We start from the raw sequence: 25,914 nt of genomic DNA, 5'->3' as shown, positions 1-25,914 counted from the left end.
AGCCTCGGCGCGCGAGACACCGCGCATCACACCCATCAACACAGAGGAATTCGTAATGAAGCGATCTGTACTCCGGGCCACTGCCCTGGCGACCGCGGCCCTCGTCCTGGGCGGCGGCCTGGCCGGCTGCAGCACCGGCGCCGGCAACGGCGGCGACTCGGACACGCTCCGCGTCACGCTGGTCAACCACGTGTGGACCGACATCATCAAGGCCAAGATCCCCGAGTTCGAGAAGCAGACCGGGATCAAGGTCGAGGTTGCGCAGTTCGGGGAGGACCAGCTCTCCGACCAGTACAACGTCAAGCTGAACGCGGGAACCGACGACATCGACGTCATGATGTACCGGCCGCTGCAGGAGGGGAAGCTCTTCGCGAAGAACGGCTACCTCGCGAACCTGACCGATCGCGTCAGCAAGGACAAGGCCTGGAACTGGAGTGACTTCCAGGACGGCCCGGTCAACTCGACCACCTACAAGGACAAGGTCGTCGGCGTCCCGATCATCACCGAGCAGGAGGTCCTGTACTACCGCAAGGACCTGCTGAAGGCGGCGGGCCTCGAGGTCCCCAAGACGATGGATGACCTCCTCGCCGCGGCGGAGAAGATCAAGAAGGACAACCCCGGCACCGCCGGCTTCGTCGCGCGCACCGGCAAGTCCGCCGCCGTCACGCAGTTCTCGAGCTTCCTGTACAGCTACGGCGGCGACTTCACCGACGCCGAGGGCAACGCGAGCATCAACACCCCCGAGGCCAAGGCCGCGTACGCCACCTACGGCAAGCTGATCCACGACTTCGGCCCCGCCAACGTCAGCACCGACATGAGCTGGTCCGAGGCGATGGCGATCTTCACGCAGGGCGGCGCCGCGTTCTACACCGAGGCCGACAGCCTCTACAAGAACGCCACCGACCCGGCCAAGTCGAAGGTCTCCGACACCGTGGGCTTCGCCCCGATGCCGGCCGGCCCCGCCGGCTCGAAGGCCTACAACGTGCCGTCGTGGGCGCTCGGCGTGAACGAGTCGTCGACGCACCAGGACAACGCCTGGAAGTTCATCCAGTGGGCCACCAGCCAGGACATGATGCTGCAGATCCAGAAGGCCGGCGTCCCCGGATCCCGCACCTCGGTGTGGGCCGACCCGGACGGCATCTCGACCTACCCGGCGGACCTCGCCCAGGCGATCGCCATCAGCACGAAGGACGGCGTCGGCCACGACCGACCGCTGGTGATCAAGGTGCCCGAGGCGCGCGAGATCGTCGGCGACCCGATCGTCGTCGCTATCACGGGCGGCGACTCCGCCGCGGCAGCGGATGCCGGGAACAAGGCGTTCCAGGCCCTGCTCGACGACGAGAACAAGTAACGACCCCGTGTGACGGTCGGAGGCCGGGTCCTGCGACTCGGCCTTCGACCGCCGCGGGCCCATCCCCCACGAGGAGGTGAACGATGTCTGCAACGACCGCCGTCCGCACATCGCCGCAGAAGGCGTTCTCCGACTGGGCGAACAACCACCGCAAGTGGCTGTTCGCCTCACCCGCGATGATCATCGTCGGCCTGCTGATCGCCATCCCGCTGGTCTGGACGATCTACCTGAGCCTCACGAACGCCGAGGGCTCCGTCCGGGCCGAGCACGACTTCATCGGCCTGAGCAATTACGCCGAGGTGTTCACCGACGTCGACCGCTTCTGGCCGGCGGTGCTGCGGACGTTCATCTTCACCGGTGGCGCGCTCGTCGTCGAACTCGTCCTGGGCATGGCGATAGCGCTGCTGCTGTGGCGGCCGTTCCGCGGAGAGCGCTGGGTGCGCGTCGCCATCCTGCTGCCCCTGGTGGCGACACCGGTCGCGGTCGGCATGATGTGGAAGCTCATCTTCGACCCCAACATCGGCTTCGCGAACCAGCTGCTGGGCTACTTCGGCATCCCCGCCCAGCCCTGGCTGTCCGGTCAGGCCACGGCCCTGCCGACCGTGATGTTCATGGACATCTGGCAGTGGACCCCCATGGTCGTGCTGATCCTGCTCGCCGGGCTCACCGCGCTCTCGGACGAACCGGACGAGGCCGCGCGCATCGACGGTGCCAACGCGTGGCAGCGCTTCTGGTACGTGACGCTGCCGCTGCTGCGCACCACCGTCGTCGTCGCCGTGCTGCTGCGCAGCATTGACGCCCTGAAGACGTTCGACATCCTGTACGCCACCAAGGGCAAGGGCGGCGGCGCGTTCCACGAGGTCGAGACGCTGAACGTGTACGCGTACGGGCTCAGCTTCGACTACAACGACTACGGCGTGGCATCCGCCGTGCTCATCATCTTCTTCCTGCTGATCATCGCGATCATGTGGCTCATCACTCTCCGCCGAAAGGAGAAGGTGGCGAAATGACGACGGCACCGTCCCCGACGCTCCGCGCCCGGCCCGCGACCCGGCGGCGCCGGCGACCGATCCGGTCGCGCGCGTACACCTGGTTCCGGGCGATAGCCCTGATCGTCATCGTGCTCGCGTTCGTCCTGCCGCTGGCATGGATGCTGCTGTCCTCGTTCAAGACGAACGTCGACATCTACGACGCGAGCAAGACCCTCGTGTTCACACCCACGTTCGACAACTTCGCGAACGTGCTGGGCCGCAACAACTACTTCCAGTTCATCTTCAACAGCGCGTGGATCGCGTTCGCGTCGACGGCGCTGTCGCTGCTCGTCGGCGTGCCCGCCGCGTACGCCATGAGCAGGTTCTCGATGGGCCGGTCGGCCGGCGTCGTGCTGCTGGCGCGCATCATCCCCGGCGTCAGCCTCCTGGTGCCGTGGTACTTCATCTTCGCGAACCTGCGCCTGGTGGGCGGCTACAGCGTCCTGATCCTGTCGCACATGTTCGTGGCGCTGCCGCTGATCGTCTACATCATGATGTCGTTCTTCGACTCGCTGCCCGAGGAGCTCGAGGAGTCCGCGCAGGTGGACGGACTGACCCCGATCGGCGCGTTCCTGAGGATCACGCTGCCGCTGTCGGTCCCGGGGATAGCGACCTCGGCGATCCTGTCGATCATCTTCTCGTGGAACAACTTCATGTTCGCGCTCGTGCTCTCCGGCGCCAACACGAAGACGCTTCCCGTCGCGATCTTCAACTTCGTGTCGTACGCGAGCATCGACTGGGGCGGGCTGATGGCGGCCGCCGTCGTGGTGACGGTCCCCATCATGGTGATCGCCCTGTTCACCCAGAAGTACATCGTCTCCGGGCTCACCGCCGGGGCCACGAAGGGCTGAGTCCGCATGCTGATCGATCGTGTCGAGACGTTCCTCGTCGCGCCCCGCTGGCTGTTCGTGCGCATCGAGACCGACACCGGCGTCGTGGGCTGGGGCGAAGCGTCGCTGGAGGGTCACTGCGCCGCCGTCCGCGCGGCCGTCGAGCAGTTCGCCGAGTACCTGCTGCACCGCGACCCGCTCACGATCGAGGACCACTGGCAGGTCCTCAGCAAATCCGGTTTCTATCGCGGCGGCCCCGTGCTTGCCAGCGCCGTCGCCGGGATCGACCAGGCGCTGTGGGACATCGCCGGACGCCACCTCGGCGTGCCCGTGCACCAGCTGCTGGGCGGCGCGGTGCGCGACCGGATCCGCGCATACGGCTGGGTCGGCGGCGACGATCCCGCCGAGATCGCCGATGCCATCCAGGCGCAGCTGGACGTCGGGCTCACGGCCGTGAAGATGAACGCGAGCGGCCGGATGGGCCGCAACGGCTCGGTCGCGGAACTGGATGCCGTGGTCCGGCGCGTCGCCGCGGCCCGCGACGTGCTCGGTCCGACACGCGACATCGCGGTGGACTTCCACGGCAGGTTCACCCTCGCCACCGCCCGGCGGATAGCGCCGCTGCTGGAGCCGCTGCACCCGTTCTTCCTGGAGGAGCCGGTCGTCCCGGAGAACTCGCACGTGATAGGGGGCCTGGTCGCCGCGACGACGATCCCGATCGCGACCGGGGAGCGCCTGTACAGCCGCCAGGAGTTCCTGCCGGTGCTGCAGGCAGGCATCGCCGTCGCCCAGCCCGACCTGTCGCACGCGGGCGGCATCAGCGAGGTCCGGCGGATAGCGTCGCTGGCCGAGACGTACGACGTGCAGCTGGCGCCGCACTGCCCCCTGGGCCCGATAGCACTCGCCGCCTGCCTGCAGGTGGGGTTCGCGACGCCGAACTACCTCATCCAGGAGCAGAGCATCGGCATCCACTACAACAGGGGTGCCGAGGTCCTGGACTACGTGCTCGACAAGGAGCCGCTGCGGTTCGTCGACGGCGCCATCGAGCGGCTGACCGGGCCCGGCCTGGGCATCGAGGTCGACGACGCCGCCGTGCGCGCCGCCGACCGCAGAGGGCACGAGTGGCGCACGCCGATCTGGCGTCACGCCGACGGCTCGCTGGCGGAATGGTGACGGCCGTGGGCGACATCCTGACCGGGCTTCGCGAGACGCGGCTCGTCGCGATCATCCGCGGCAGCGACCCGGATGCCGCGATCGCCGCCGGTTGCGTGCTGGCGCAGGAGGGCGTGCGCTTCATCGAGGTGTCGCTGACCACGCCCGATCCGCTGCGCGTCATCCGGGTGCTCGCGGCCGAAGGCTCGGCGCGCATCGGCGCCGGCACGGTGCTGCGTGAGGACGACGTGACAGCGTCCGTGGACGCCGGGGCGTCGTTCCTGCTCACCCCGGCGCTGGCCGAGAGCGTCCCGTTCGCGGCGGCGCAGGGCGTTCCGGTCATCGCGGGGGCTTTCACCGCGTCCGAGGCCCTCGCCGCCATGCGTCAGGGGGCGACCGCGGTCAAGCTCTTCCCCGCCTCGCAGGGCGGCCCCGCGTACCTGAAGGCGCTGCGCGATCCGTTCCCGCAGATCCCGTTCCTGCCCGTCGGCGGGGTCGACGCGGACGCCGCCGAGCAGTACCTGGCTGTGGGCGCGTTCGCGGTCGGCGTGGGCGGCCCGCTCGTCGGGGATGCTGCCTCCGGCGGCGACCTCGGCGCGTTGCGCGCTCGCGCGCGGGCCTTCGTCGGACGCCTCGCCCTCAGCCCCTCCCCCTCCCGTTAGGAGTCTCCATGATCATCGACAAGGCAGAGGTCGTCGTCACGAGCCCCGACCGCAACTTCGTCACGCTCAAGCTCACGACCGACGACGGGCTGACCGGGCTCGGGGACGCGACGCTGAACGGCCGGGAGCTGGCCGTGGTCGCGTACCTGACCGAGCACGTGGTGCCGCTGCTCCTGGGCCGGGACGCGCACCGGATCGAGGACACGTGGCAGTTCCTGTACCGGTCGGCGTACTGGCGGCGGGGCCCGGTGACGATGGCGGCGATCGCCGCGGTGGACATGGCCCTGTGGGACATCAAGGGCAAGGCGGCCGGGATGCCGGTGTACCAGCTGCTGGGCGGCGCGAGCCGCACCGGGCTGCTGGCGTACGGGCACGCGTCCGGCAAGAGCACCGAGGAGCTGTTCGACTCGATCCGCAGCTATCAGGAGCAGGGGTATCGGGCGATTCGCGTGCAGACCGGCGTGCCGGGCCTGAAGTCCATCTACGGGATAGCGTCGAACGCGACGTACGAGGCGAACGAGGGCGTCCGCTACGACTACGAGCCCGCGCAGCGCGGCGCCCGGCCGAGCGAGGAGGACTGGGACACGCGCTCGTACCTGCGGCACGTGCCGACGGTGTTCGAGGCGGTGCGGAACGAGTTCGGCCCGGAACTGCCGTTGCTGCACGACGGGCATCACCGGATGACGCCGATCCAGGCCGCGCAGCTGGGCAAGTCACTGGAGCCGTACGACCTGTTCTGGCTGGAGGACTGCACACCGGCGGAGAACCAGGAGGCGCTGCGCCTGGTGCGGCAGCATACGACCACGCCGCTGGCGATCGGCGAGATCTTCAACACAGTGTGGGACTACCAGCAGATCATCCGCGAACAGCTGATCGACTACGTGCGCTCGGCGGTCACGCACACCGGTGGGATCACGCACCTGAAGAAGGTGCTCGACTACGCGTCGCAGTACCAGATCAAGTCCGGCATGCACGGGCCCACCGACATCTCCCCGGTGGGCATGGCCGCCGCGATGCACCTGGGGCTGGCGATCCACAACTTCGGGATCCAGGAGTACATGAAGCACGGTGCGAAGACGGATGCCGTGTTCGAGCAGTCGTTCACGTGGCAGGACGGGATGCTGCACCCCGGCGACAAGCCCGGGCTGGGCGTCGAACTGAACACGGACGAGGCCGGCCGGTATCCGTACGTGCAGGCGTACCTTCCCTACAACCGTCTCGCCGACGGCACCGTCCACGACTGGTGAACGAGCGGGGCAGCGCGCCGGCGCCGCTGGTCGTCGTGCTCGGGGTCTCCGGCTCGGGGAAGACCACGATCGGCGCGGTCATCGCCGGGCGGCTCGGCGTGCCGTTCGCGGACGCCGACTCCCTGCACTCGGCGGCGAACATCGCGAAGATGGCCGCCGGCATCCCGCTGGACGACGACGATCGCGGGCCCTGGCTGCGCAGTGTCGGGAGCGAGCTCGCCCGCGCCGCTGTCGCCGGGACCGGGCTGGTGATGGCGTGCTCGGCGCTCAAACACTCCTACCGTGAGGCGATCCGGGCAGAGGCCTCCGGCGTCCTGTTCGTCCACCTCCACGGCACGCGGGACGTGCTCGCGCGGCGACTGAAGGCGCGCAGCGGTCACTTCATGCCCCTGAGCCTGCTCGATTCGCAGCTGGCGACGCTCGAGCCGCTGTACGCGGCCGAGCCCGGCGTCGTCGTCGACATCGAAGGTCCGCCCGAGCGCGTCGCGGCCGACGCCGTGGCGCAGCTGACGAGCCGGCTGTCGACGGCGGACCCCTACTCCAGCACGGGCAGGAGCGCGTAGACGACCTCCTCTACGTCGCGGCCGAGCCCCGGCGCGTATGCGTCGCCGCGGGAGAGCTCGGTGAAGCCGTTCTTCCCGAGGACCGCGATGGCTGCCGTGTTGTGCGCCGCCACGCGGGCGAACAGCGGCCGCGTCGGCTCGCGGGACAGCAGCAGACGCAGCGCCTCGGTCCCGACGCCTCGACCCCAGGCGTTCCGGGCGATCCAGCACGTCACCTCGCGGTCGCCGTCGACCGTGAACGCCCCGGCGATCCCGGCGAAGCCGCCGCGTTCGGTGACCACGTGCAGCGAGACCTCGGGCGCCCGGCGGCGTGCGGCGATCCATTCGTCGAAGGAGTCCCGGTTTGTCGTGTCCGCTCTCGTGAACGCGGCCATCGCGACGGCTCCGGGGTCGCGGAGCATCTCGAACACGGCATCGAGGTCGTCGTCCTGCAGGTCACGCAGCTCGATGTGGCCCATGCGGCCACGCTACCTGCGACCGGTGCGCGGCGGGAGGGGTCACCCCAGGCCGTGCTGCCGGCGCAGCACGCGCTCAGCACCGTCGCCGTCGCGCGAGCCCACCGCGTCGCGGAACACGCGGTACACGTCGGTGCGCTCGGCGGCGTCCGCGATGTGCGGCGACCAGCCGTGCAGGTTCCGGCGCAGCGTGTACTCGCATTCGGCGAGGATCTCCTGCATCGCCCGGTTGCCGGCCACCTGCGTGACGTTCATGAAGAACTGCGCGCTCGCCTTCAGGATCTGGACGTGATCGTCGGCCTGCGAGGCGCCGATCATTTCGTCGATGCCGGCCAGCAGCATCCCGAGCTCCGCGTCGGCGCAGCGGCTGACCGCCATCCGGATGGCGTTGCCCATGAGGTACACGACGAACTCGTGCGTGGCGCGCAGCACCGCCTCGTCCGGGATCGACACGCGGGTCCAGCGGTTCGCGCAGATCTCGACGAGGCCCCCGCGCTGCAGACGCTGCAGCGCCTCCCGCACCGGGGTCCGGGACACGCCGAGGCACTCCGCGAGCTCTGTGTCGCGCAATCGTTCCCCCGGCGCGAGGCGGCCGTCCAGGATCGCCTCGCCGAGAACGGTGTACACCTCGTCTCCGAGGACCGTGCCACGCGGGTCGAGCGGCACGAAAGCACCATCGCTTGTCATGGGTGGCCCAAGTCTAGGGGGCGATGTGCGCGCGGTGGCGTCATGCAACATTTATGTCACCATCCGGCGCAGCCCTCTTGCGCGGGGCCGGTCTTCGTTACGGTTGAGGAAATCCGGCGCACCGTGTGCTGGAACGCAGAAGAACGGCAACACATGAGCACGCAGGGCACCGTCAAGTGGTTCAACTCGGAGAAGGGCTTCGGCTTCATCGCTCCCGATGACGGCGGCGCGGACGTTTTCGCGCACTACACGGCAATCGAGGCGAGCGGATACCGCTCGCTCGAGGAGAACCAGCGGGTCGAGTTCGACGTCGCGCAGGGCCCGAAGGGCCTGCAGGCGGAGAACATCCGGCCGCTGTGACATCCTGACGGCGTCCTCGCGCCCGGTTCCAGCGACGGTGCCGGGCGCGGGGCGCCGTTGATCGCGCGCAGACGCGGATCAGCCGCCGGCCGTCATCCGGTCGTAGGCAGCGAGCGCCTGCGCGTCTTCGGCGTGCCGCAGCGCGCGCCGGGCGGCATCCAGCGCCTGCACCGGGTCGTCCAGCGAGCGTGCGCTCGCGAGATCGTCGCGCGCAGATGCCAGGCGGACGCGCGCCTGCGCACCGGCTCCGGCGATGGATGCCTCGGCCCGGCCGACGGCGTTCATCGCGGCGGCGATGGTGCCCGGCAGTGCCGTCCGCGCGCCCCGCAGGCGCTGCTGCGCGGTGCGCGCATCGCCGAGAGCCAGGTCGAGCCGATCGCGGAGCCGTGCAATCGCGTCGACGGTCGCGGTCGGCCGCCGGGCGGCATCCCGCTCCAGGTCCGTGAGCGTGCGCTGCGCGTCGTCGACAGCGGCGCCCAGACGGACCGCGGCATCCGGCTCGAGCTGTCCGCGCAACTCCAGCGCCTGCCGGATCGCCGCGTGGGCCGCGCCGAGTTCGTCGGGAACGGCGGCGGCGGCCTGCATGACCAGGCGATGCACCTCCTCGAGTCGTGCGGCCTCGGACTGCGCGGCACGGATGCGGCGCTCGGCGAGGGTGAGGTCGGCCAGGGCGCTGCGTGACGGATCCTGGGCGCTGTCCGCCGCGCGGGCGAGCAGGGCGACGGCCTCGTCGGCGTGCGCCGCGGCCGCCGTCGCCGCGGTCGCGGCATCCTGCCACTCGGACTCGTCGAACCGGGCCGACAGCTCGCGCAGCAGGGCGCCGGGCTCGCCCATCTGCTCGCGCAGCTGGCTCAATCGCCCCCGCGCGGCCTCGATCTGCGCCGCAGCCGACGTGTTCGCATGCATCCACTGTGCGTGCTCGGCACCCGCGCGGACGATGTCGCCGAGAGCCGCGGCGACGTGCGTCGAGATGAGCCGGGCACGGCGCTGCACGTCGCGGGGAGCCAGGCCCTGCTCGGCGGCGATCTCGCGGAACTGCGCGAACTCCTCGTCGCGGACGTGCTGCGCGGTCATCAGCGCGCGGCGAAGGGATGCCGGCGCCCCGCCGCCGTACAGCGCACCGGACAGTCCCACCTCGAGGTCGAGCTCGCCGATCTCGTCGTCGAGGTGGACCAGGGCGGAGCCGGCGGCGGTGCGCGCCTGCGCCGCGGACGCCCGGGCGCGCGGGGAGCGCCGCGCCGCGCGGACCGCCCAGCCGATGGCGAGCAGCGCGACGGCGGTGACGCCGAAGACGACGAGAGCGGGAACCAACCAGCGCAGCACGGCGGCGATGCCCGCGGCATCCATGTCAGCCGTCCCGCCCGTCGAGGAGCAGCAGCGACCGCAGCCCGTCGACGGTGTCGACCGCGGCCTGCGCAGACGCGGACTCGTCCTTCCGACCGAACCCCCAGCGGACGAAGACCACGGGGACGTCGTGCTCGGCGCCACCCTCGACATCATGATGCCGGTCGCCGATCAGCACGGGCCGGCTCGTGTCCACACCGGCGGCCGCGAGCCGGCGCAGCGCCTCGGCGACGATATCGGCCTTGCGGCTGAGGGTCTTCTCGTCGGGCGTGGCCCCGGTCATCGCGGTCAGATGGGCGGCGAGGTCGAAGTGCTCCATGAGGGCCACGACCTGGACCTCGGGCTTCGAGCTGGCCGTCGCCTGCGGAATGCCGGCGGCATCCAGATCCGCTATCAGCTCGGCGATTCCGGGGAACGTGCGCGCTCCGGTCGCGTAGCCGTCATGCTGTGCGAGCTGCCGGTAGTACGTGACGGCGACCTGCGCCTGGGCGGGCGTCATCCCGAGGTTCGCCTGGAACGAGTCGTGCATCGGCGGGCCGATCCAGAGCGACAGCTCGTCGCGTCGCGGTGCCCGGTGCCCGAAGTGCTCGAGCGCCGTGGTGAGGCGGCGGAGGATCCCCTCCGACGCGTCCACGACGGTGCCGTCGACGTCCCACAGAATGCAGGTGAACGGCGAGTGCAGGGCCATGCATCCAGCCTAAGCGGCGGCGCGGTCGCGTCCGTCGTCGGGGGATGCCTCGCGGAGTTCGGGGATGCCTCGCGGAGTTCGGGGATGCCTCGCGGAGGGGGAGGGCTAGAAGAGGCGGGGGGCGCCGGAGGCGACGCCCTTCATCTCGTCGTAGTCCAGCGTGACGCAGCGGATGCCGCGGTCCGCGGCGAGGACCCGCGCCTGCGGCTTTATCTCCTGGGCCGCGAAGACGCCCGCCACTGGCGCGAGGTGCGGGTCGCGGCCGAGCAGCTCGAGGTATCGTGTGAGCTGCTCCACCCCGTCGATGTCGCCGCGGCGCTTGACCTCGACGGCGACAGTGCCGCCGGCCGGGTCGCGCAGGAGCAGGTCGACCGGTCCTATCGCGGTGGGGAACTCGCGCCGCACCAGCTGCAGATCCGGGCCGATCACCGCCACCTGCTCGGCCAGCAGGCGCTGCAGGTCCGCCTCCACGCCGTCCTTCACGAGGCCCGGATCCCGTCCGAGCTCGTGCTGCGAGTCGTGGAGGAGCTCGTAGATCTGCACGACGAGCTCGTCGCCGCTCTTGCGGTGCGTCACGCGCCACTGCTCGATCACGCCGGCCGAGGCGGCATCCTCATCGGGCTCCTCGACCACGAGCGCACACGGCGGGCTCATCCAGTTCAGCGGCTTGTACGACCCGCCGTCGGAGTGGACCAGCAGGCTGCCATCGCCCTTGTGCACGAGCAGCCGCGTCGCTTCGGGAAGATGCGCGTTGAGGCGACCGTGATAGTCCACACTGCAGCGGGCGATGACGAGACGCACTTCTCGAGCCTACCCGCGCCGCGGCCGCGCCCACGCCGTGGTCAGCTCGGCGGACGACGTCACAACCCCGAAGCTGCGCGCGACCACACCGACCGACGCGTCCTGCGCTTGCGCGCTGTACGTCGCCGCGCCGTCCTCGACGAGGGCGACGAGGTACTCCGCGGACAGCCCGTCGCGCAGGCTGGACTCCACGCACACCTCGGTGGCGACGCCCGTGAACAGCAGCGAGCGCACCCCGAGCGTACGCAGCGTGAGGTCCAGGCTCGTGCCCACGAACGCGGAATAGCGGTGCTTCGTGAGGACGATCTCGTCGGACAGCGGCGCCACGCCGTAGAACTCGGCGCCCCACGACCCGGTGCGGCAGATGACGCCCTCCGGCGCATCCCCCGGGTCCGCCGCGTACCGGCTCAGCCATGCGGGCGAGTCGTCGCGGGGATCGTGCGTCGTGCGCACGAAGACGACGGGGACGGATGCCGCGCGCGCGGCGTCGATCAGCCCGACCAGCCGCGGCACCATCGCCTCGACCGCCGTGACGTCGCTGCCCAGCCGGGCGACGGCGCCCTCGGGGTGGCAGAAGTCGTTCTGCACATCGATCACGACGAGGGCCGCGTGGCTAGGATCGAAGCGGAAGGGCAGTTCCGACATGGGGCTTCTCTCCTCCTGCCACCGCGCCGACGCGGAGTCCGGCTCACCTTACCGGATGCGCCGGGCCGGTCGGCCTCCGCACGAGTGAGGTGACGATGACCGCCGATCCGGCCCGTGGCCGCCTCGAGTCCGTCGACACCGCGCTGCGCCTGCTCCTCCTGCTCCGCCGCCAGCCCGAACTGCGGGTCACCGCCGCCGCCGGGCAGCTCGGCGTCGCGCCATCCACCGCCCACCGGCTGCTGACCACGCTGGAGGCACGGCGCTTCGTCACCCAGGACCGGGTCACCCGGGCGTATCGGGCCGGCCCTGCCCTGATCGAGCTCGGCCTGCACAGCACCGGATCGTTCGACCTCCGCGCCGCTGCCGAGCCGCACATCAAGGCGCTCGCCGCACGGATGAGCGAGACCGTGAACCTCCTCGTCCTCGAGGGGACGTCGGTGCGCTTCATCGCCGGGTATGAAAGCGATCAGCGCGTGCGTACCCGCGTACTCACCGGCACGCTGCTGCCGGCCTACGCGGTCTCCGGCGGCAAGGTCCTGCTGGCCGAGATCCCCCGGGAGACGCTGCGGGCCATGTACCCCCAGCGCCTGCGCAAGCTCACCCCGCGCACGAAGACGTTCACCCAGCTCCTGGACGAGCTGTCGCTCGTGATGATGCGCGGCTACGCCGTGAACCACGGCGAGAGCGAGCTGGGCCTGAGCGCCGTGGCGGTGCCGCTGCGCGACCACGTCGGCAGGACCATCGCGGCAGCCGCGATGTCGGCCCCGACCTCGCGGCTGAAGGACATGGACCTGCGTGAGGTCGTCATCCAGCTGCGCGAATGCGCGCGGCGGATCCGCGCGGATCTCGCCCACTGAGCCGCCTCGCACACCCCGCGGATTCCGCACGGCGGAATCGGCGGGTGCTGGTCATTGCACCCCCTGCGCCGGTCGCGCTTTGGTGTCAGCACGTCGGGCCGCACGGTTGCCGCCCGGAAAGGAACCCGAGCGATGAAGATCGATGCCTTCTGCCATCTGCTTCCGCGTGCCTACGCCGACCGCCTGTTCGCGATCGACGACAGCCCGGTGGCGCGCAACATCCAGAAGCGAGTCGGCGGCGTGCCCGCCCTCGTCGACATGGATGTGCGGTTCGGGTTCATGGACGAGTTCGGGTCCGACTATCGGCAGATCATCAACACGGCCGCCCCGCCACTGGAGGACCTCGGCCCGGTGCAGCGCACGACCGAACTGGCGCGCATCGCCAACGACGGCATGGCCGAGCTCGTCGCCGACCACCCGGACCGGTTCGCCGGCTTCTGCGCGGCCGTCTCGCTCGACGACATCGAGGCCGCTATTGCCGAGGCCGAGCGCGCCTTCGACGAGCTGGGCGCCGTCGGCGTGCAGATCTACACGCACCACCACGGCGGCCCGATGGACCAGGAGCGGTTCTTCCCGTTCTACGAGGCGGTCGCCGCGCGCGGGAACAAGATGATCCAGGTGCACCCGTGTCGCGACTCCAGCTGGGCCGACTACAAGACCGAGGAGCGGTCGAAGTTCGAGATGTGGTGGACGCTCGGCTGGGAGTACGACCTGGCCGCGTTCATGTCGCGCCTGGTCTTCGCCGGCATCTTCGAGCGGCTGCCCGACATCAAGATCCTGATGCACCACGGCGGCGCGATGATCCCGCACTTCGCCGGCCGCGTCGGCCCGGGATGGGACCAGCTGGGCGCCCGCACGCCGGAGAACCAGCGCGAGGACATCACGGGATACCCGCTGACCAAGCGCCCGATCGAGTACTTCAAGAACTTCTACGTCGACACGGCCTACTTCGGCGCCGGGGATGCCATGCGCACGGCGATCAAGTTCTTCGGCGTGGACCGCACGCTCTTCGGATCGGACACGCCGTTCGATCCCGAGAAGGGACCGGGGTACACCCGGTCGACGATCGCGAACCTCGAGGACATGGACATCCTCACGGACGCCGACCGCGACGCGATCTACCACGGCAACGTGACCCAGCTGCTCGGGCTGTAGCACGCTGCCAACACGCACCACCCACACAGAATCGAGGCAGAGACAATGAAGTTCCTCCGCAGACGGCGACTGGGCGCGCTCGCGCTCGCCGCCACCGCCGCCCTCATGCTCGCCGCATGCTCCACCGGCTCGCCGGGAACCGCGCCCTCCGGGGATTCCGGGAACACCGGCCCCGAGAAGGCCAACCTGAAGATCGCGATCAACCCCTCGTCGCAGTTCGCGCCGATGTTCTACGGCAAGGACTCCGGGATCTTCAAGAAGCACGGGCTGACGCTGGAGATCGTGCCGCAGACCGACATCGCGGCGATCATCTCGGGCATCGCGAGCGGTCAGTACGACTTCGGCTTCGCCACCGTCGTGCACGTGCTCACGGCCAACGCCAACGGCATCCCGATCCGCACGGTCTCCACGATCGAGGGGCAGATCAAGCCCGACGACGAGGGCACCGTGTCGATAGCGTCCGCGAAGTCGGGGATCACCGACTACAAGCAGATGGAGGGCAAGCGGCTGGCCACGGTCGGCCTGTCGTCGATGAACACGCTGACGGCATGGGCGCTGGCGGACAAGGCCGGCATCAACCCGAAGTCGATGAAGCTCGTGCAGCTGCCGTTCGGCCAGATGGCCGCAGCGCTGGCCAACGGCGATGTCGACGCGGCCGTGATGCAGTGGCCGTTCGCCGGCGACGCGCTGAACGCCGGCGGCAAGGTGCTCGCCTACAACAACGGGGTCATGTTCGGGAACACCGCGACGACGTTCTTCAACACGTCGCAGTCTTTCATCGACAAGAACCCGAACACCGTGAAGGCGTTCTCCGAGGCGATGATCGAATCGATCGACGCGGCCAACGCCGACCCGGATGCCGCCCGCAAGGCGCTCATCCCCGGCATGGGCCTGAGCGAGCAGCAGGCCAAGGCCGCCCGCTGGAACATCGGCGGCGTGCCGTACGTGAACCTCGACTCGTTCAAGACCGCACAGCAATTCCTCGTGAAGTTCTCGGACGACAAGGCGGCCGCCGCGGCGACCGAGGCGCTCGATGTGAGCACCCTGGTCTACCCGGGCGCGCTGAAGAAGTAAACCCGTTCCAGTGAAAAGAGAAGGAGCACGATGAGCGCGAAGAGGATGTGGACCGCATGGGTCCTGCCGCCGGCAGCGGTGCTCATCGTGCTCCTTCTCTGGCAGGGGGTGACCTCGGCCGGGATCGTCAGCCGCGTCCAGTTCCCGACAATGGTGGACGCGATGTCGGCCTTGGGCCACGAGATCGTCTCGGGCCGCGTGTGGAGCGCCGTGGGCGCGACGCTGGCGGGCTGGGCGATCGGGATGGTCATCACCGTGGCCCTCGGGATCGCGGTGGGCACCGCCCTCGCTGTCAACCGGTTCGCACTGCGCAGCGCGGCCCCGGTGATCGAGATCTTCAAGGCCATCCCCGCCATCGCCATCCTGCCGCTGGTGATCCTGGTGGCCGGCTCCACGCTGCCGATGAAGGTGTTCCTCATCTGCTTCGCCGCGTTCTGGCCGTTCGTGATCCAGGTGATCTACGGCGTGCAGTCGATGGACCAGGTCGTGCTGGACACCTCCCGCGCCCTCGGCGTCCGCGGCATCCGGCGGTTCCTCTCGGTGAGCATCCCCAGCGCGTCCCCGTACCTGGTCACCGGGATGCGGATAGCGTCCGCCCAGGCGCTGATCCTCGCCGTCGTCGCCGAGATCGTCGGCGGCGCCGAGGGCATCGGACGCAACATCCTGCTCGCCGAGAACTCCGGCACCGACGCGTACCCGACCATGTACGCGTACATCCTCGTGTCGGGCGTGCTCGGCATCGCCCTGACCGGAGCCTTCTTCCTGATGGAGCGCAGACTCATGCACTGGCACGAATCGCAGCGGAACATCCGCGCGTCGAACCGGGCGACCGGCGCATGAGCCGCCTGACGACCAGCGTCGTGCGCGTGCGCTCGCCCCGCGCCGTCCCGCTGCAGGGGATCGGCCGGGTGCTCACCCCGCTGTGGCTGCCGGTGCTGCTGGTGGTGGCCTGGTGGGTGTTCTCGGCCGGCAGCACATCCCCGTTCTTCCCTCCGCTGCAGGACATCCTCGGCGAGACCTGGACCCAGTGGGTCGTGTTCGGGGGGTGGACCAACGCCGTGAGCAGCGTGCAGAACCTGCTCATCGGATACGTCGCCGGGGTGCTCATCGGCCTGACCGGCGGATCGCTGCTGTGGCGGCTGCGGCTGCTGCGCACCGCGATGAACCCCATCATCTACTTCCTGTACGTGCTGCCGGCCCCGGCGCTGCTGCCGGCGATGATCGCGATCTTCGGGATCGGCGACATGCGGCAGATTGCGCTGATAGCGCTGGGATCGATCTGGCCGACCCTGCTGAACACGCTGGACGGGATGCGCGGCATCGACGACGTGAAGTTCGACACGGCACGCGCACTGCGCCTGGGCGGATGGCGGCGGTACTTCTCGCTGGTCCTGCCGGGCGCGGCGCCCCAGATCGCCGCCGGCATGCGCGCGAGCCTGACCGTCGGCATCATCCTGATGGTGGTCAGTGAGATGGTGGCCGCGCAGTCCGGGATCGGCTACTTCATCCTGCAGGCGCAGGCCTCGTTCGCGATCAAGAAGATGTGGACCGGCATCCTCGTCCTGGCCGTGCTGGGCACGGCGCTCAACTATCTGTTCATGTTCGCCGAGCGCGTCATCCTCCGGTGGTACTACCGGTCGCGCGCGCTGAGCGGCTCGTAGGAGGCTCGAATGACCACCACGCAGACGACCCAGACCGTGCTCGCCGTCGACGGCTTGCGGAAGATCTACAACGAGGGCACCGAGCAGGCCAACCTCGCCATCGACGACGTCTCGTTCGAGGTGACCAAGGGCGAGTTCGTCTGCATCGTCGGGCCCAGCGGCGCCGGCAAGACGACGCTGCTGCGCTGCATCTCGGGCCTTGCGCCGGCCAGCTCCGGGCAGGTGTCATTCGAGGGCCGGTCGCTGACGAGCGTGCCCGACGAGCTCGGCCTGGTGTTCCAGGACTACAGCCGCTCGCTGTACCCGTGGTTCACGAACGCGAGGAACATCGCGCTGCCGCTGGCCGCGCGCGGCATCCCGAAGGCCGAGCGCGCCCGACGCATCCAGGACGCACTGGACAGCGTCGCGCTCTCCCACGTCGGGAAGATGTACCCCTGGGAGCTGTCCGGCGGGATGCAGCAGCGGGTCGCCATCGCGCGCTCGCTGTCCTACCGCCCCGAGCTGCTCCTGATGGACGAGCCGTTCGCGTCCGTCGACGCCCAGACCCGGTTCGATCTGGAGGATCTCATCCTGCGCGTGCGCCGCGAGCGCGGCATCACCGTCGTGCTGGTCACGCACGACATTGACGAAGCCATTTACCTCAGCGACCGCATCGTCGTGCTCTCCAAGAGCCCGAGCGTCGTCAAGGAGATCGTCCCGGTGAGCCTCGGCGACCACCGGTCCCAGGTGGAGACCCGCGCCAGCGAGGAGTTCCTCGCGCTGCGCGGACACCTGCTCTCGCTCGTGATGCCGCACGAGGCGTAGCAGCCGACGACTCAGGAATCGGAGGAGAGAACGTGACACACGCGATCGACACCACGGCGCCGGTGCGCCTGGGACAGTTCATCGACGGCCGCGAGCAGGCGCCCGCCGCCGTCATCGAGGTGCGCAACCCGAGCCGCGTCGCCCACCTCGTCGGAACCGTCGCGGCGGGGACCTCCGCGGATGTCGATGCCGCCGTCCGCGCCGCCGCTGCGGCGGCGCCCGCGTGGGCCGCCACGAGCGCGGAGGACCGGATCGCCCTGTTCGCGCGCATCGCCGACGAGATCGACGCCGTCGCCGACGAGCTCGCGACGCTGGTCGCCCAGGAGAACGGCAGCGTCCGCGAGATCATCCGGCGCGAGATCATCGGGGCGGCGGGCGCGTTCCGCGGCGTCGGCGACCACCTCGCAGACAAGCTCGCGCCCGTGCGCCACGACTCTGGACCCGACGGCGCCTCGGTCGTCGTCTCCCGCCGCCCGTACGGCGTCGTCGCCTGCATCGTCCCGTGGAACGCCCCGCTCATCCTCACCGCGAACAAGATAGCCCCCGCCCTGGCGGCCGGGAACACGGTCGTGCTCAAGCCGTCCCCGTTCGCCCCGCTGGGCGTCACGCTGATCGGCCGGATCGCGGCATCCATCCTCCCCGCGGGCGTCGTGAACGTCGTCAACGGCGAGGGCGAGGTCGGCGCCGCACTGATCGGCCATCCCGCCGTGCGCAAGATCTCGTTCACCGGCGGTGGTCAGACCGCCCGGCACGTCATGCGGCAGGCGGCGGATCGCCTCACCGGCGTGCATTTCGAGCTGGGTGGCAACGACCCCGCCATCGTCCTCGACGACGCCGACCTCGCCGTGACCGCCGACCGGATCGCCGACTCCGCGTTCCGTCGGGCCGGGCAGGTGTGCTTCGCCGTCAAGCGCGTCTACGTCCCCCGCGCCCAACTTGCGGAGTTCGGCCGCCTCCTCGCGGAGCGCGTGGACCGGATCACGGTCGGCGACGCGCTGGACCCGCGCGCGACAATGGGCCCGCTGAACAACGCCGGCCAACTCGAGAAGGTGCGCGGCCTGCGCGAGAGGGCCGTCGCCGCCGGCCGCGACGTGCGCGAGCTCGGCACGGTCCTCGACGCCGGCGCGTGGGACGAGGGACACTTCCTGCGCCCCACCGTCGTGCTGGACGCCGCACACGACGACGAACTCGTCCGCGAGGAGCAGTTCGGTCCGATCCTCCCGGTGGTGGCCTACGACACCGAGGAGGAGGCGATAGCGATGGCCAACGACACCGAGTACGGCCTGTGCTCCTCGGTGTGGTCGCGGTCGCTCGAGCGCGCCGCCCGGGTCGCTGACCGGATCGAGTCCGGCATGACGATCGTCAACAGCCACCTGTTCAGCCCGGTGGGAACGCGTGAGATCCCGTTCGGCGGCTGGAAACAGTCCGGCATCGGCTGGGAGGGCTCGCCGTACGGCATCGAGGAGTACCTGCAGTTCCACAGCGTGGACGTCCAGGCGCTGCCGCAGGCGCGGGCGCAGGGATGACGCTCTCCGGCGGGAGCCTGCTCATCCGGTCGCTGCGCGAGGCGGGCGTCACGCACCTCTTCGCTAACTTCGGCAGCGATCACCCCGCGATCATCGAGGCGCTCGCCGACGACCGCGAGCGTGGCATCGCCGATCCCGCCGTCGTGCTGTGCCCGCACGAGTACACGGCTCTCAGCGCCGCCCACGGCTATGCCGCGGTGACCGGCAGGCCGCAGGCCGTCTTCGTGCACACCGACGTGGGCACCGCGAACCTCGGCGGCGCCGTGCACAACGCGGCCCGCTCGCGCGTCCCCGTGTTCATCTTCGCGGGCCTCACCCCCTACACGCTCGAGGGCGAGCTGCCGGGCACCCGCAACACGCACGTGAACCACCTGCAGGACGCCCCCGACCAGCACGCGCTGGTCCGCCAGTACGTGAAGTGGAACTACGACATCCGCACCGCCCGCAACGTGCCGCAGGTCGTCCGGCGCGCGGTGCAGCTGGCCGCCAGCGCCCCCGCCGGCCCGGTGTACGTGACCGGCGCGCGCGAGGTCCTCGCCGAACAGGCCCCGGATCCGCAAGCCCGCACCACCGGCTGGGCCCCGATCGCCCCGCTGCCCGCGCCGGCCGACGTCGTCGACGCCCTGGTGCGCGACCTGCGCGAGGCGCAGCATCCCGTGATCATCACCGGCTACCTCGGACGCCGGCACGGCGCCGTGCAGCGGCTGGTCACCCTCGCCGAACGGCTCGTGATCCCGGTGGTCGAAGTGACCCCCGAGGTGCTGAACTTCCCGCACGACCACCGGCTGCACCAGGGCGATGACCCGCTGCCGTTGCTCGAGGAGGCCGACGTCATCGTCGCGCTCGACACCGACGCCCCGTGGATGCCGACGGCCGGCCGCCCGCGCGAGGACGCGACGATCTACGTGATCAACGACGACCCGCTGCAGGAGCGGATCCCGCTGTGGTACCTCCCCGCCGACCACGTCATCCGCGCCGACGCGGGCGTCGTGCTCGCGCAGGCGCTCGACCTGCTCGGGGACGCCGCGCCGGATCCGCGCCGCGCAGAGCGCGCCGACCGGCTCCGCGAGCGCTCGCAGCGGCTGCGTCGCGGCTGGGCCGCCGACGCGGAAGCCGAGCTCGCGCGCCGCGAGCTGACGCCCGGCAGCGTCGCGCACGTGCTGGCCGGGCTCATCGACGACGACACCGTCGTCCTGAACGAGGCCATCTCCGAGGCGCCCGCCGTGTGGCGGCATCTGCCGCGAAGCCTGCCCGGCACGCTGTACGGGAACCGCGGCACGTCGCTGGGCTGGTCCGGCGGCGGCGCCCTCGGCGTCAAGCTCGCGGTAGGCGACCGCACCGTCGTGAGCGTCGTCGGCGACGGCACGTACTTCTTCGGCATCCCGTCCTCGGCGTTCTGGGTCGCCGATCGCTACCACCTCCCGGTGCTCACGGTGATCCTCGACAACGGCGGCTGGAACGCCACCAAGCGCAACCTGCGGCGCCAACACCCGGACATGACGGCGGATCGCACCGACCGCTACTGGGTGAACCTGCAGCAGAGCGCCGATCTGCCCGGGATCGCCGCCGCCGCCGGCAACGCGTGGGGCGTCACGGTGACCGTGGCCGGCGAGCTCGAGGGAGCCCTGCGCGAGGGCCTCGCCCACGTCCGCGCCGGCCGGCCCGCCGTCGTGTGCGTGCGTCTGGAGCCGATCAGCCGCCAGGTGGAGGATCCGATCTAGGGTGGCGGCGGTCGGATTGCGCGAGCAGCGCGGACCTGCACTGCTCGCGCTGCTGGTCGCGACGTTCCTGATCGGGATGTCGGCGTGGGTCATCTCGACCGCGGTGCCGTCGATAGTGGCGGACATCGGCGGGTTCGCGTCGTTCCCGTGGCTGTTCTCGGCGTACCTGCTGACGATGACGGTCACGGTGCCGGTGTTCTCCAAGCTCGCCGACACCATCGGCCGCAAGCGGCTGCTGCTGTTCGGACTGGCCGTGTTCATCCTGGGATCCGTGCTCTGCGGCCTCGCGTGGAGCATGCCGTCGCTCATAGTGTTCCGCGTCGTGCAGGCGCTCGGCGGCGGATCGATCCAGCCGCTGGCGCTGACCGTGATCGGCGACCTGTACGAGCGCACCGAGCGCGCGCGGGTGCAGGGATACCTCGCGGTCACGCTGGCGACGGCATCCGTGATCGGTCCCGCCGTCGGGGGAATCTTCGCCATGTTCGACCTGTGGCGGCTCGTCTTCCTCATCAACCTCCCGCTGGGCCTCGTGGCGGCCTGGCTCATCCACCGCAATCTCCGCGAGAAGATCAGCCGGCGCGCACACCGCATCGACGTGCCCGGCGCGGTGCTGGTGACCGGTGGGCTCACGCTCCTGATCCTCGGCCTGCTCGAGGGCGGGGATGCCTGGGAGTGGATGTCGCCGACGAGCGTCGGGGTGTTCGGCGGCGGGGTAGTGCTGATGTGCCTGTTCCTCGTGCGCGAGACGCGCGCCGCGGAGCCGGTGATCCCCCTGGGGCTGTTTCGGCAGCGACTGGTCGTGATGCTGGCGATCCTCGGCGTCATGATGGGCGGCATCATGGTGGGCCTGACCGCATTCGCGCCGACGTACCTGCAGGTCGCGGCCGGCGTCTCCCCGGTGTGGGCCGGTGTCGCGGTGGCGACCATGGCGATCGGCACACCGGCCTCGTCCGCGCTCGCGGCGACCCTGTATCTTCGGTGGGGCGTGCGGAGGACGACGGTCCTCGGCGCGGCGATAGCGCTCGCCGGCGCCGTCGGGCTGGCGGCGCTCGCCCCGTTCCCTTCGGTGTGGACCGTCGCCGTGTGCGCGGCGCTGGTCGGGGTGGGGTTCGGATTCACCACGATCCCAGGCCTGGTCGCCGTGCAGGAGAGCGTGCCATGGGAGCAGCGCGGCGTGGTCACCGGCCTCGTCACCTTCTTCCGCACACTGGGCCAGGCGGTCGGCGTGGCCGTCCTGGGAGCGGTCGCGAAGTCGATCCTCGAAAGCGGCGGCGCGGGCCGGCAGGATCCGGCCGCAGTCCTGCAGGCCACGATTGCGGTGTTCGCCGTCGTCGCCGTGTTCGCCGTCATCCACCTGCTGGGTGCGTGCGGGATGTCTCGGGACCGCACACCTGCCGTCGAAGCGCTTTCGCGCGCCGCCGCCTGACGCCGGCCGGCCGCGTCGTTCCTCGGCAGGGGTCTCTGCCAGGATCGAGACGTGGGTTCGGGAACCGCGGATGCGGCGGAGCGGCGCGTGGGATGGACGATCGCCGCGCTCAGTCTCGGCACGGCACTGAATCCGCTGAACTCCTCCATGGTGGCCGTCGCGCTGGTCGCCCTCCAGCAGGACTTCCAGATCGGCGTCGTCGAGGTCACCTGGGTGATCACTGTCTTCTACATAGCGTCGATCGTCGGAAACCCGCTGATGGGTCGCGTGATCGACGCGTTCGGAGCCCGCCGCACGTTCCTCGCCGGGATGGTGGTGGTGGGCGTGGCCGGGGCGGTCGCGCCGCTGGGCGGATACGGCCTCGTCCTCGTGGCGCGCGGGGCGATGGCGATCGGCAGCTCGGTGGCGTTTCCCGCCGCCATCGCGCTGTTGGCGCCGCTCGCCGAGATGGGCCGGACGACCCCGCCGCGACTGCTCGCGCGCATCCAGATCACGAACACCACGGCGGCCTCCCTCGGCCCCGTCGTGGGCGGCCTGCTGATAGCGCTGGGCGGGTGGCCGGCGATCTTCTTCGTGAACGTTCCCCTCACGCTTGCGGCCCTCATCAGCGTCGCCGTGCTCGCCCCGAAGGACGTCGTGCGCACGACCGTCACACCCGCGGCCGTGCTGCGGGTGCTGGACCCCGCCGGGGTGCTCGCGTTCGGCATCGGGACGGTGGCGCTGCTGCTGGTGGTCCTCGGCGCCGGAGGCGAGGGGACGTGGGTGCTCATCGGCATCGGCGTGGTCGCGCTCGCGGGGTTCGTGGTCCGCGAGCTCCGGGCCCGAGTCCCGTTCATCGATGTGCGGCTGATCGCGGCGAACCCCGCCCTGGTGTGGACGTACGCCGCATTCACCGCATTCTGCGTGCTGTACTACCTCGCGCTGTTCGGACTGCCGCAGCTGCTGGAAGAGCACGGCGGGTACTCGACGGCCGTCGTCGGCCTGCTCATCCTCCCGCTGTCGGCGATGATGATCATCCTCGCCCCGTGGGTGGCGCGCACAATCGAGCGGCGCGGGCTGGCGCCGGTACTGGTGGCGACCGCCGTCCTGCTGCTGGTGTCGGCCGCCGCGCTCGGCGTGGGTGCGGTGAGCACCGCGCCGGTGCCGATCCTGCTGCTGACGGCCGTGATGGGCGTGCCGTACTGCATGGGGTCGCTCGTGATGACGGAGGCGGCGCGGCGGGTGGCCCCGCCGGACGGGGTGGGCGTGGCGTCCGGGCTGCTGCAGTCCATGCGCTACCTGGGTGCCATCGCGGCGACAGTGGTGCTGGGGCGGACGCTGTCCGGCGGCGTCGATGCCGCAGCCTGGGTCGTGGTCACGCTCGTCGCGGGCGGAGCGGCCGTCGTGCACCTCGTCGTCGCGCTCCTGGCGGCATCCGCCCTGCGCCGACAGGCCTGACGGCGTCCGCAGCTCAGTCCGCGGAAGGCTCGGCGGTCTGGCCGGCGCCGACCCGGGCCCCGGCGATCGGCCGGGCGGCTCCGGAGGCGAAGCCCGACAGCACTATCAGCGCGACGATGACGTACAGCGTGTTCAGCAGCCCGATGTGGTCGCTGACGAAGCCGAGCGCGGGCGGTCCCGCGAGGAACGCGACGTAGCCGATCGTCGCGGCGGCGCTGACCCGCGCTGCGGCCTTCGCGGGGTCGTCGGCGGCCGCCGACATCCCGAGCGGGAAGCCCAGCGACGCGCCCATCCCCCACAGGGCGGCGCCCACGAACACGAGCGGCAGGTTCGGGGCGAGGATGAACAGCAGCAATCCGGCCGCGGCGAGCACCGCGAGCACCCGCAGGGTCGCGACCCGGCCGATGCGGTCCACGAGCGGGCCGCCGAGGACGCGCACGACGGTCATGCACACCGAGAACGTCGCGAGGGCCGCCGCACCCATTGCCTCGTTCGCGGCGTGGCCGTCCACGACGCCGAGGGCGAGCCAGTCGTTCGCGCCCCCTTCGGCGAACGCCATGCCGAGCATGATGAGGCCGAGCGCGTACGTGCGCGGCTCGCGCCATGCCGACAGCGCCACGTGCAGGCGTTCGCGCCAGCCGACCCGCTGTGCGGCGGCATCCGGGGCGTCCATCGCGGCCTCGCGCCGGGGCACGTTCGCGATGGCGACCACCGCCACGACGACGATGATGAGGGCGACGATCGGCAGGTGCGTGCCCGGGGCCATGCCAAGGGCTATCGCGCCCGCGCCCAGGCCCGCGCCGATCACCGTGCCGAAGCTGAAGAACGCGTGGAACAGCGGCAGGAGCGTCTTGCCCACATGCTTCTCGATCGCGGCGCCCTCGACGTTCATCATGACGTCCAGGCACCCATTCCCGAACCCCCACAGCACGAGCCCCGCGGTCACGACCGGCCACGAGTGCAGGATGTCGGTGCCGACGCCGATCACGGCGACGCCGGTCGCGAACGTGGCCATCATCGTCAGCATCGCGCGTCGCGCCCCCCAGCGGGCGAGGAAGATCGAGCTCATCGACAGTCCGAGGATGGATGCCACGCCGCCGACCAGGAGCATCAAGCCGACATCCGTGCGGCTTATCTGCAGCGCGTCGCGGATCGCGGGCACGCGCGAGGACCACGTCGCGATGCTGAGGCCACTGGCGGTGAAGATCGCGAAGATCGCGGTGCGCCAGCGCACGAGCTGCGCGTGAGTGAGGGCGAGGTCCACCCGCTCAGTGTATCGAATCGATTCGAAATCGAGCGCCTGACCGGTAGCATCGAGGCGATGACCTCTCGCAGAGCCACGCTCGCCGACGTCGCCCGCGCCGCCGGCGTGGCGTCGTCGACGGCGTCCGTCGTGTTCAGCGGCAAGACGCCGGTGTCCGATGCCGCCCGGGCCCGCGTGCTCGCCGCGGCGGCGGAGCTCGGCTACACCGGGCCGGACCCGCGGGCCGCGTCACTGCGCCGCGGGCGCAGTGGCATCGTCGGGGTCGTGTTCCAGGGGCCGCTGGGCACGGTGTTCCTGGACCCGGTCACCCGGCTGATGATGGACGGCATCGCGGACGGTGTGGCATCGCTCGGCGCCGCCTTGCTGCTCCTGCGCGACGACGAAGACCGCGAGCCCACGCTCGTGTCGGCGCCGCTGGATGCCGCGGTGCTCGTCGGCTGCAATCCGCGGATGCGCGACAGCCTGGCGATCCTGCACGGGCGCGGCATCCCGGTCGTGGTGATCGAGGGCGACGCGGGGGAGGGCGTGCCGCAGATAGGGCTCGACAACCGTGAGGCGCAGGGCCAGATAGCCCGGCATGTGCGCTCGCTCGGACACGAGCGCGTCGCCGCCGTGACGCTGCCGCGCGACGCGACCGGTGAACGCGGGTGGCTCCACTCCGACGACGCGATCACGGTGGATGTCACGCAGGACCGCCTGAACGGCTTCCGCGACGTCTATCCCCAGGCCCCGGCGTTCGCGGCCGGGGGCAGCTCGATCGACGAGGGGCTCATTGCGGGACGGGTGCTGCTCGGCGACCCGGCCGCTCGGCCGACCGCCGTCGTCGCGCAGAGCGACCTTCTCGCTGCCGGCGTGATCCGCGCGGCGGAGGAGGCCGGGCTGCGGGTGCCGCAGGATGTCACGGTCACCGGGTTCGACGGCATCAGCGTCGATGGCCTCGCCCCGTACGAGCTGACCACGATGGTCCAGCCCGCCGCCGACAAGGGCCGGGCCGCCGGGCAGGCGGTGGCCGCCATGCTCGAGGACCGCGCGGCAGCCTCCTTCCGGTTCACGTGCACGTTCCGCCCGGGCAACACCTCCGCGCCGGCCTGACGCCCGACGAATTCCGTCCGGGAGGAGGGGCCCGCGGAAACTAGAATGGGACGCTGACCCCCAACCGCGAGGAGGCCGAGC

General features: G+C 70.7%; 26 protein-coding genes. 19 read left to right on the top strand and 7 right to left on the bottom strand.

The features are described 5' to 3' along the window. Positions 1-55: 55 nt before the first annotated feature. The 7 genes from GH740_RS03105 to GH740_RS03075 all read left to right on the top strand — a co-directional run bounded on the left by GH740_RS03105 (position 56) and on the right by GH740_RS03075 (position 6,836). Entirely contained in the window at positions 56-1,351 is a 1,296-nt protein-coding gene (locus GH740_RS03105; protein ID WP_153744585.1) for a sugar ABC transporter substrate-binding protein, read from the top strand. A gap of 83 nt (positions 1,352-1,434) precedes the next feature. After that, a complete protein-coding gene (locus tag GH740_RS03100) occupies positions 1,435-2,361 on the top strand; it encodes a carbohydrate ABC transporter permease (protein WP_153744584.1) in 927 nt (308 codons plus the stop codon). Beyond that, positions 2,358-3,233, top strand: a complete 876-nt coding sequence (locus tag GH740_RS03095; protein ID WP_153744583.1) for a carbohydrate ABC transporter permease — start codon at positions 2,358-2,360, stop codon at positions 3,231-3,233. The genes GH740_RS03100 and GH740_RS03095 overlap by 4 nt, the downstream gene beginning before the upstream one ends. Positions 3,234-3,239: 6 nt before the next feature. Next, positions 3,240-4,385, top strand: coding sequence for a galactonate dehydratase (dgoD, locus tag GH740_RS03090; RefSeq protein WP_153744582.1), 1,146 nt, complete (start codon positions 3,240-3,242; stop codon positions 4,383-4,385). 5 nt (positions 4,386-4,390) lie between these two features. Continuing rightward, complete coding sequence (locus GH740_RS03085; RefSeq protein ID WP_367640461.1) at positions 4,391-5,026, top strand: bifunctional 4-hydroxy-2-oxoglutarate aldolase/2-dehydro-3-deoxy-phosphogluconate aldolase; 636 nt, start codon at positions 4,391-4,393, stop codon at positions 5,024-5,026. Positions 5,027-5,034: 8 nt separating this feature from the next. Next, the gene (manD, locus tag GH740_RS03080) at positions 5,035-6,273 is read left to right on the top strand and encodes a D-mannonate dehydratase ManD (RefSeq protein ID WP_153744580.1); all 1,239 of its coding nucleotides are present in this window, start codon (positions 5,035-5,037) and stop codon (positions 6,271-6,273) included. Next, a complete protein-coding gene (locus GH740_RS03075) occupies positions 6,270-6,836 on the top strand; it encodes a gluconokinase (RefSeq protein WP_367640459.1) in 567 nt (188 codons plus the stop codon). The genes manD and GH740_RS03075 overlap by 4 nt, the downstream gene beginning before the upstream one ends. Here GH740_RS03075 and GH740_RS03070 read toward each other — a convergent pair. After that, positions 6,809-7,294 (bottom strand): GNAT family N-acetyltransferase, encoded by a 486-nt coding sequence (locus tag GH740_RS03070; protein WP_153744579.1) that lies wholly within the window; start codon positions 7,292-7,294, stop codon positions 6,809-6,811. The genes GH740_RS03075 and GH740_RS03070 overlap by 28 nt on opposite strands. Before the next feature lie 39 nt (positions 7,295-7,333). Then, the gene (locus GH740_RS03065) at positions 7,334-7,978 is read right to left on the bottom strand and encodes a GntR family transcriptional regulator (RefSeq protein WP_153744578.1); all 645 of its coding nucleotides are present in this window, start codon (positions 7,976-7,978) and stop codon (positions 7,334-7,336) included. Positions 7,979-8,131: 153 nt separating this feature from the next. Here GH740_RS03065 and GH740_RS03060 point away from each other — a divergent pair, with 153 nt between their 5' ends. Next, the gene (locus GH740_RS03060; protein WP_153744577.1) at positions 8,132-8,338 is read left to right on the top strand and encodes a cold-shock protein; all 207 of its coding nucleotides are present in this window, start codon (positions 8,132-8,134) and stop codon (positions 8,336-8,338) included. A 78-nt stretch (positions 8,339-8,416) separates the two neighbouring features. Here GH740_RS03060 and GH740_RS03055 read toward each other — a convergent pair whose 3' ends face one another. From GH740_RS03055 to GH740_RS03040, 4 genes are all read right to left on the bottom strand, one after another. Further along, the gene (locus tag GH740_RS03055) at positions 8,417-9,685 is read right to left on the bottom strand and encodes a hypothetical protein (protein ID WP_153744576.1); all 1,269 of its coding nucleotides are present in this window, start codon (positions 9,683-9,685) and stop codon (positions 8,417-8,419) included. Position 9,686: 1 nt separating this feature from the next. After that, on the bottom strand, positions 9,687-10,370 hold the full coding sequence (locus tag GH740_RS03050; protein WP_153744575.1) for an HAD hydrolase-like protein: 684 nt from the start codon (positions 10,368-10,370) through the stop codon (positions 9,687-9,689). Between the two features lie 105 nt (positions 10,371-10,475). Further along, positions 10,476-11,171, bottom strand: a complete 696-nt coding sequence (gene nucS / locus GH740_RS03045; RefSeq protein ID WP_367640455.1) for an endonuclease NucS — start codon at positions 11,169-11,171, stop codon at positions 10,476-10,478. A 9-nt stretch (positions 11,172-11,180) separates the two neighbouring features. Then, positions 11,181-11,816, bottom strand: a complete 636-nt coding sequence (locus GH740_RS03040; RefSeq protein ID WP_153744574.1) for a cysteine hydrolase family protein — start codon at positions 11,814-11,816, stop codon at positions 11,181-11,183. 95 nt (positions 11,817-11,911) lie between these two features. Between GH740_RS03040 and GH740_RS03035 the strand changes: the two genes are divergently transcribed. The 10 genes from GH740_RS03035 (at position 11,912) to GH740_RS02990 (ending at position 23,477) form a co-directional block, all read left to right on the top strand. Beyond that, positions 11,912-12,673, top strand: coding sequence for an IclR family transcriptional regulator (locus GH740_RS03035; RefSeq protein WP_153744573.1), 762 nt, complete (start codon positions 11,912-11,914; stop codon positions 12,671-12,673). Positions 12,674-12,805: 132 nt separating this feature from the next. Beyond that, positions 12,806-13,828: an amidohydrolase family protein gene (locus GH740_RS03030; protein ID WP_153744572.1), complete on the top strand. Its 1,023-nt coding sequence runs from the start codon at positions 12,806-12,808 to the stop codon at positions 13,826-13,828. Between the two features lie 45 nt (positions 13,829-13,873). Further along, the gene (locus GH740_RS03025; protein ID WP_153744571.1) at positions 13,874-14,902 is read left to right on the top strand and encodes an ABC transporter substrate-binding protein; all 1,029 of its coding nucleotides are present in this window, start codon (positions 13,874-13,876) and stop codon (positions 14,900-14,902) included. 30 nt (positions 14,903-14,932) lie between these two features. Then, positions 14,933-15,742 (top strand): ABC transporter permease, encoded by an 810-nt coding sequence (locus GH740_RS03020; protein ID WP_153744570.1) that lies wholly within the window; start codon positions 14,933-14,935, stop codon positions 15,740-15,742. Further along, positions 15,739-16,563, top strand: a complete 825-nt coding sequence (locus tag GH740_RS03015) for an ABC transporter permease (protein ID WP_153744569.1) — start codon at positions 15,739-15,741, stop codon at positions 16,561-16,563. Before GH740_RS03020 ends, GH740_RS03015 begins: the two co-directional genes overlap by 4 nt. A gap of 9 nt (positions 16,564-16,572) precedes the next feature. Next, entirely contained in the window at positions 16,573-17,367 is a 795-nt protein-coding gene (locus GH740_RS03010; protein WP_153744568.1) for an ABC transporter ATP-binding protein, read from the top strand. A 32-nt stretch (positions 17,368-17,399) separates the two neighbouring features. Next, on the top strand, positions 17,400-18,893 hold the full coding sequence (locus GH740_RS03005; protein ID WP_153744567.1) for an aldehyde dehydrogenase family protein: 1,494 nt from the start codon (positions 17,400-17,402) through the stop codon (positions 18,891-18,893). Beyond that, positions 18,890-20,614, top strand: a complete 1,725-nt coding sequence (locus GH740_RS03000; protein ID WP_153744566.1) for a thiamine pyrophosphate-requiring protein — start codon at positions 18,890-18,892, stop codon at positions 20,612-20,614. The genes GH740_RS03005 and GH740_RS03000 overlap by 4 nt, the downstream gene beginning before the upstream one ends. Position 20,615: 1 nt before the next feature. Continuing rightward, positions 20,616-22,040 carry an MFS transporter gene (locus tag GH740_RS02995; protein ID WP_153744565.1) on the top strand — a complete coding sequence of 475 codons (1,425 nt, stop codon included), beginning with the start codon at positions 20,616-20,618 and terminating at the stop codon, positions 22,038-22,040. A gap of 51 nt (positions 22,041-22,091) precedes the next feature. Further along, entirely contained in the window at positions 22,092-23,477 is a 1,386-nt protein-coding gene (locus GH740_RS02990) for an MFS transporter (protein WP_367640450.1), read from the top strand. A 13-nt stretch (positions 23,478-23,490) separates the two neighbouring features. Here the strand turns inward: GH740_RS02990 and GH740_RS02985 are convergent, their stop codons facing one another. Further along, a complete protein-coding gene (locus GH740_RS02985) occupies positions 23,491-24,741 on the bottom strand; it encodes an MFS transporter (RefSeq protein ID WP_367640448.1) in 1,251 nt (416 codons plus the stop codon). Between the two features lie 57 nt (positions 24,742-24,798). Between GH740_RS02985 and GH740_RS02980 the strand changes: the two genes are divergently transcribed. Continuing rightward, on the top strand, positions 24,799-25,833 hold the full coding sequence (locus GH740_RS02980; protein ID WP_153744564.1) for a LacI family DNA-binding transcriptional regulator: 1,035 nt from the start codon (positions 24,799-24,801) through the stop codon (positions 25,831-25,833). Positions 25,834-25,914 lie beyond the last annotated feature (81 nt).

The sequence above is a fragment of the Microbacterium sp. SYP-A9085 genome (genome assembly GCF_009649635.1).
GTDB lineage: Bacteria > Actinomycetota > Actinomycetes > Actinomycetales > Microbacteriaceae > Microbacterium.
This window is presented reverse-complemented; position numbering and strand designations above follow the sequence as displayed.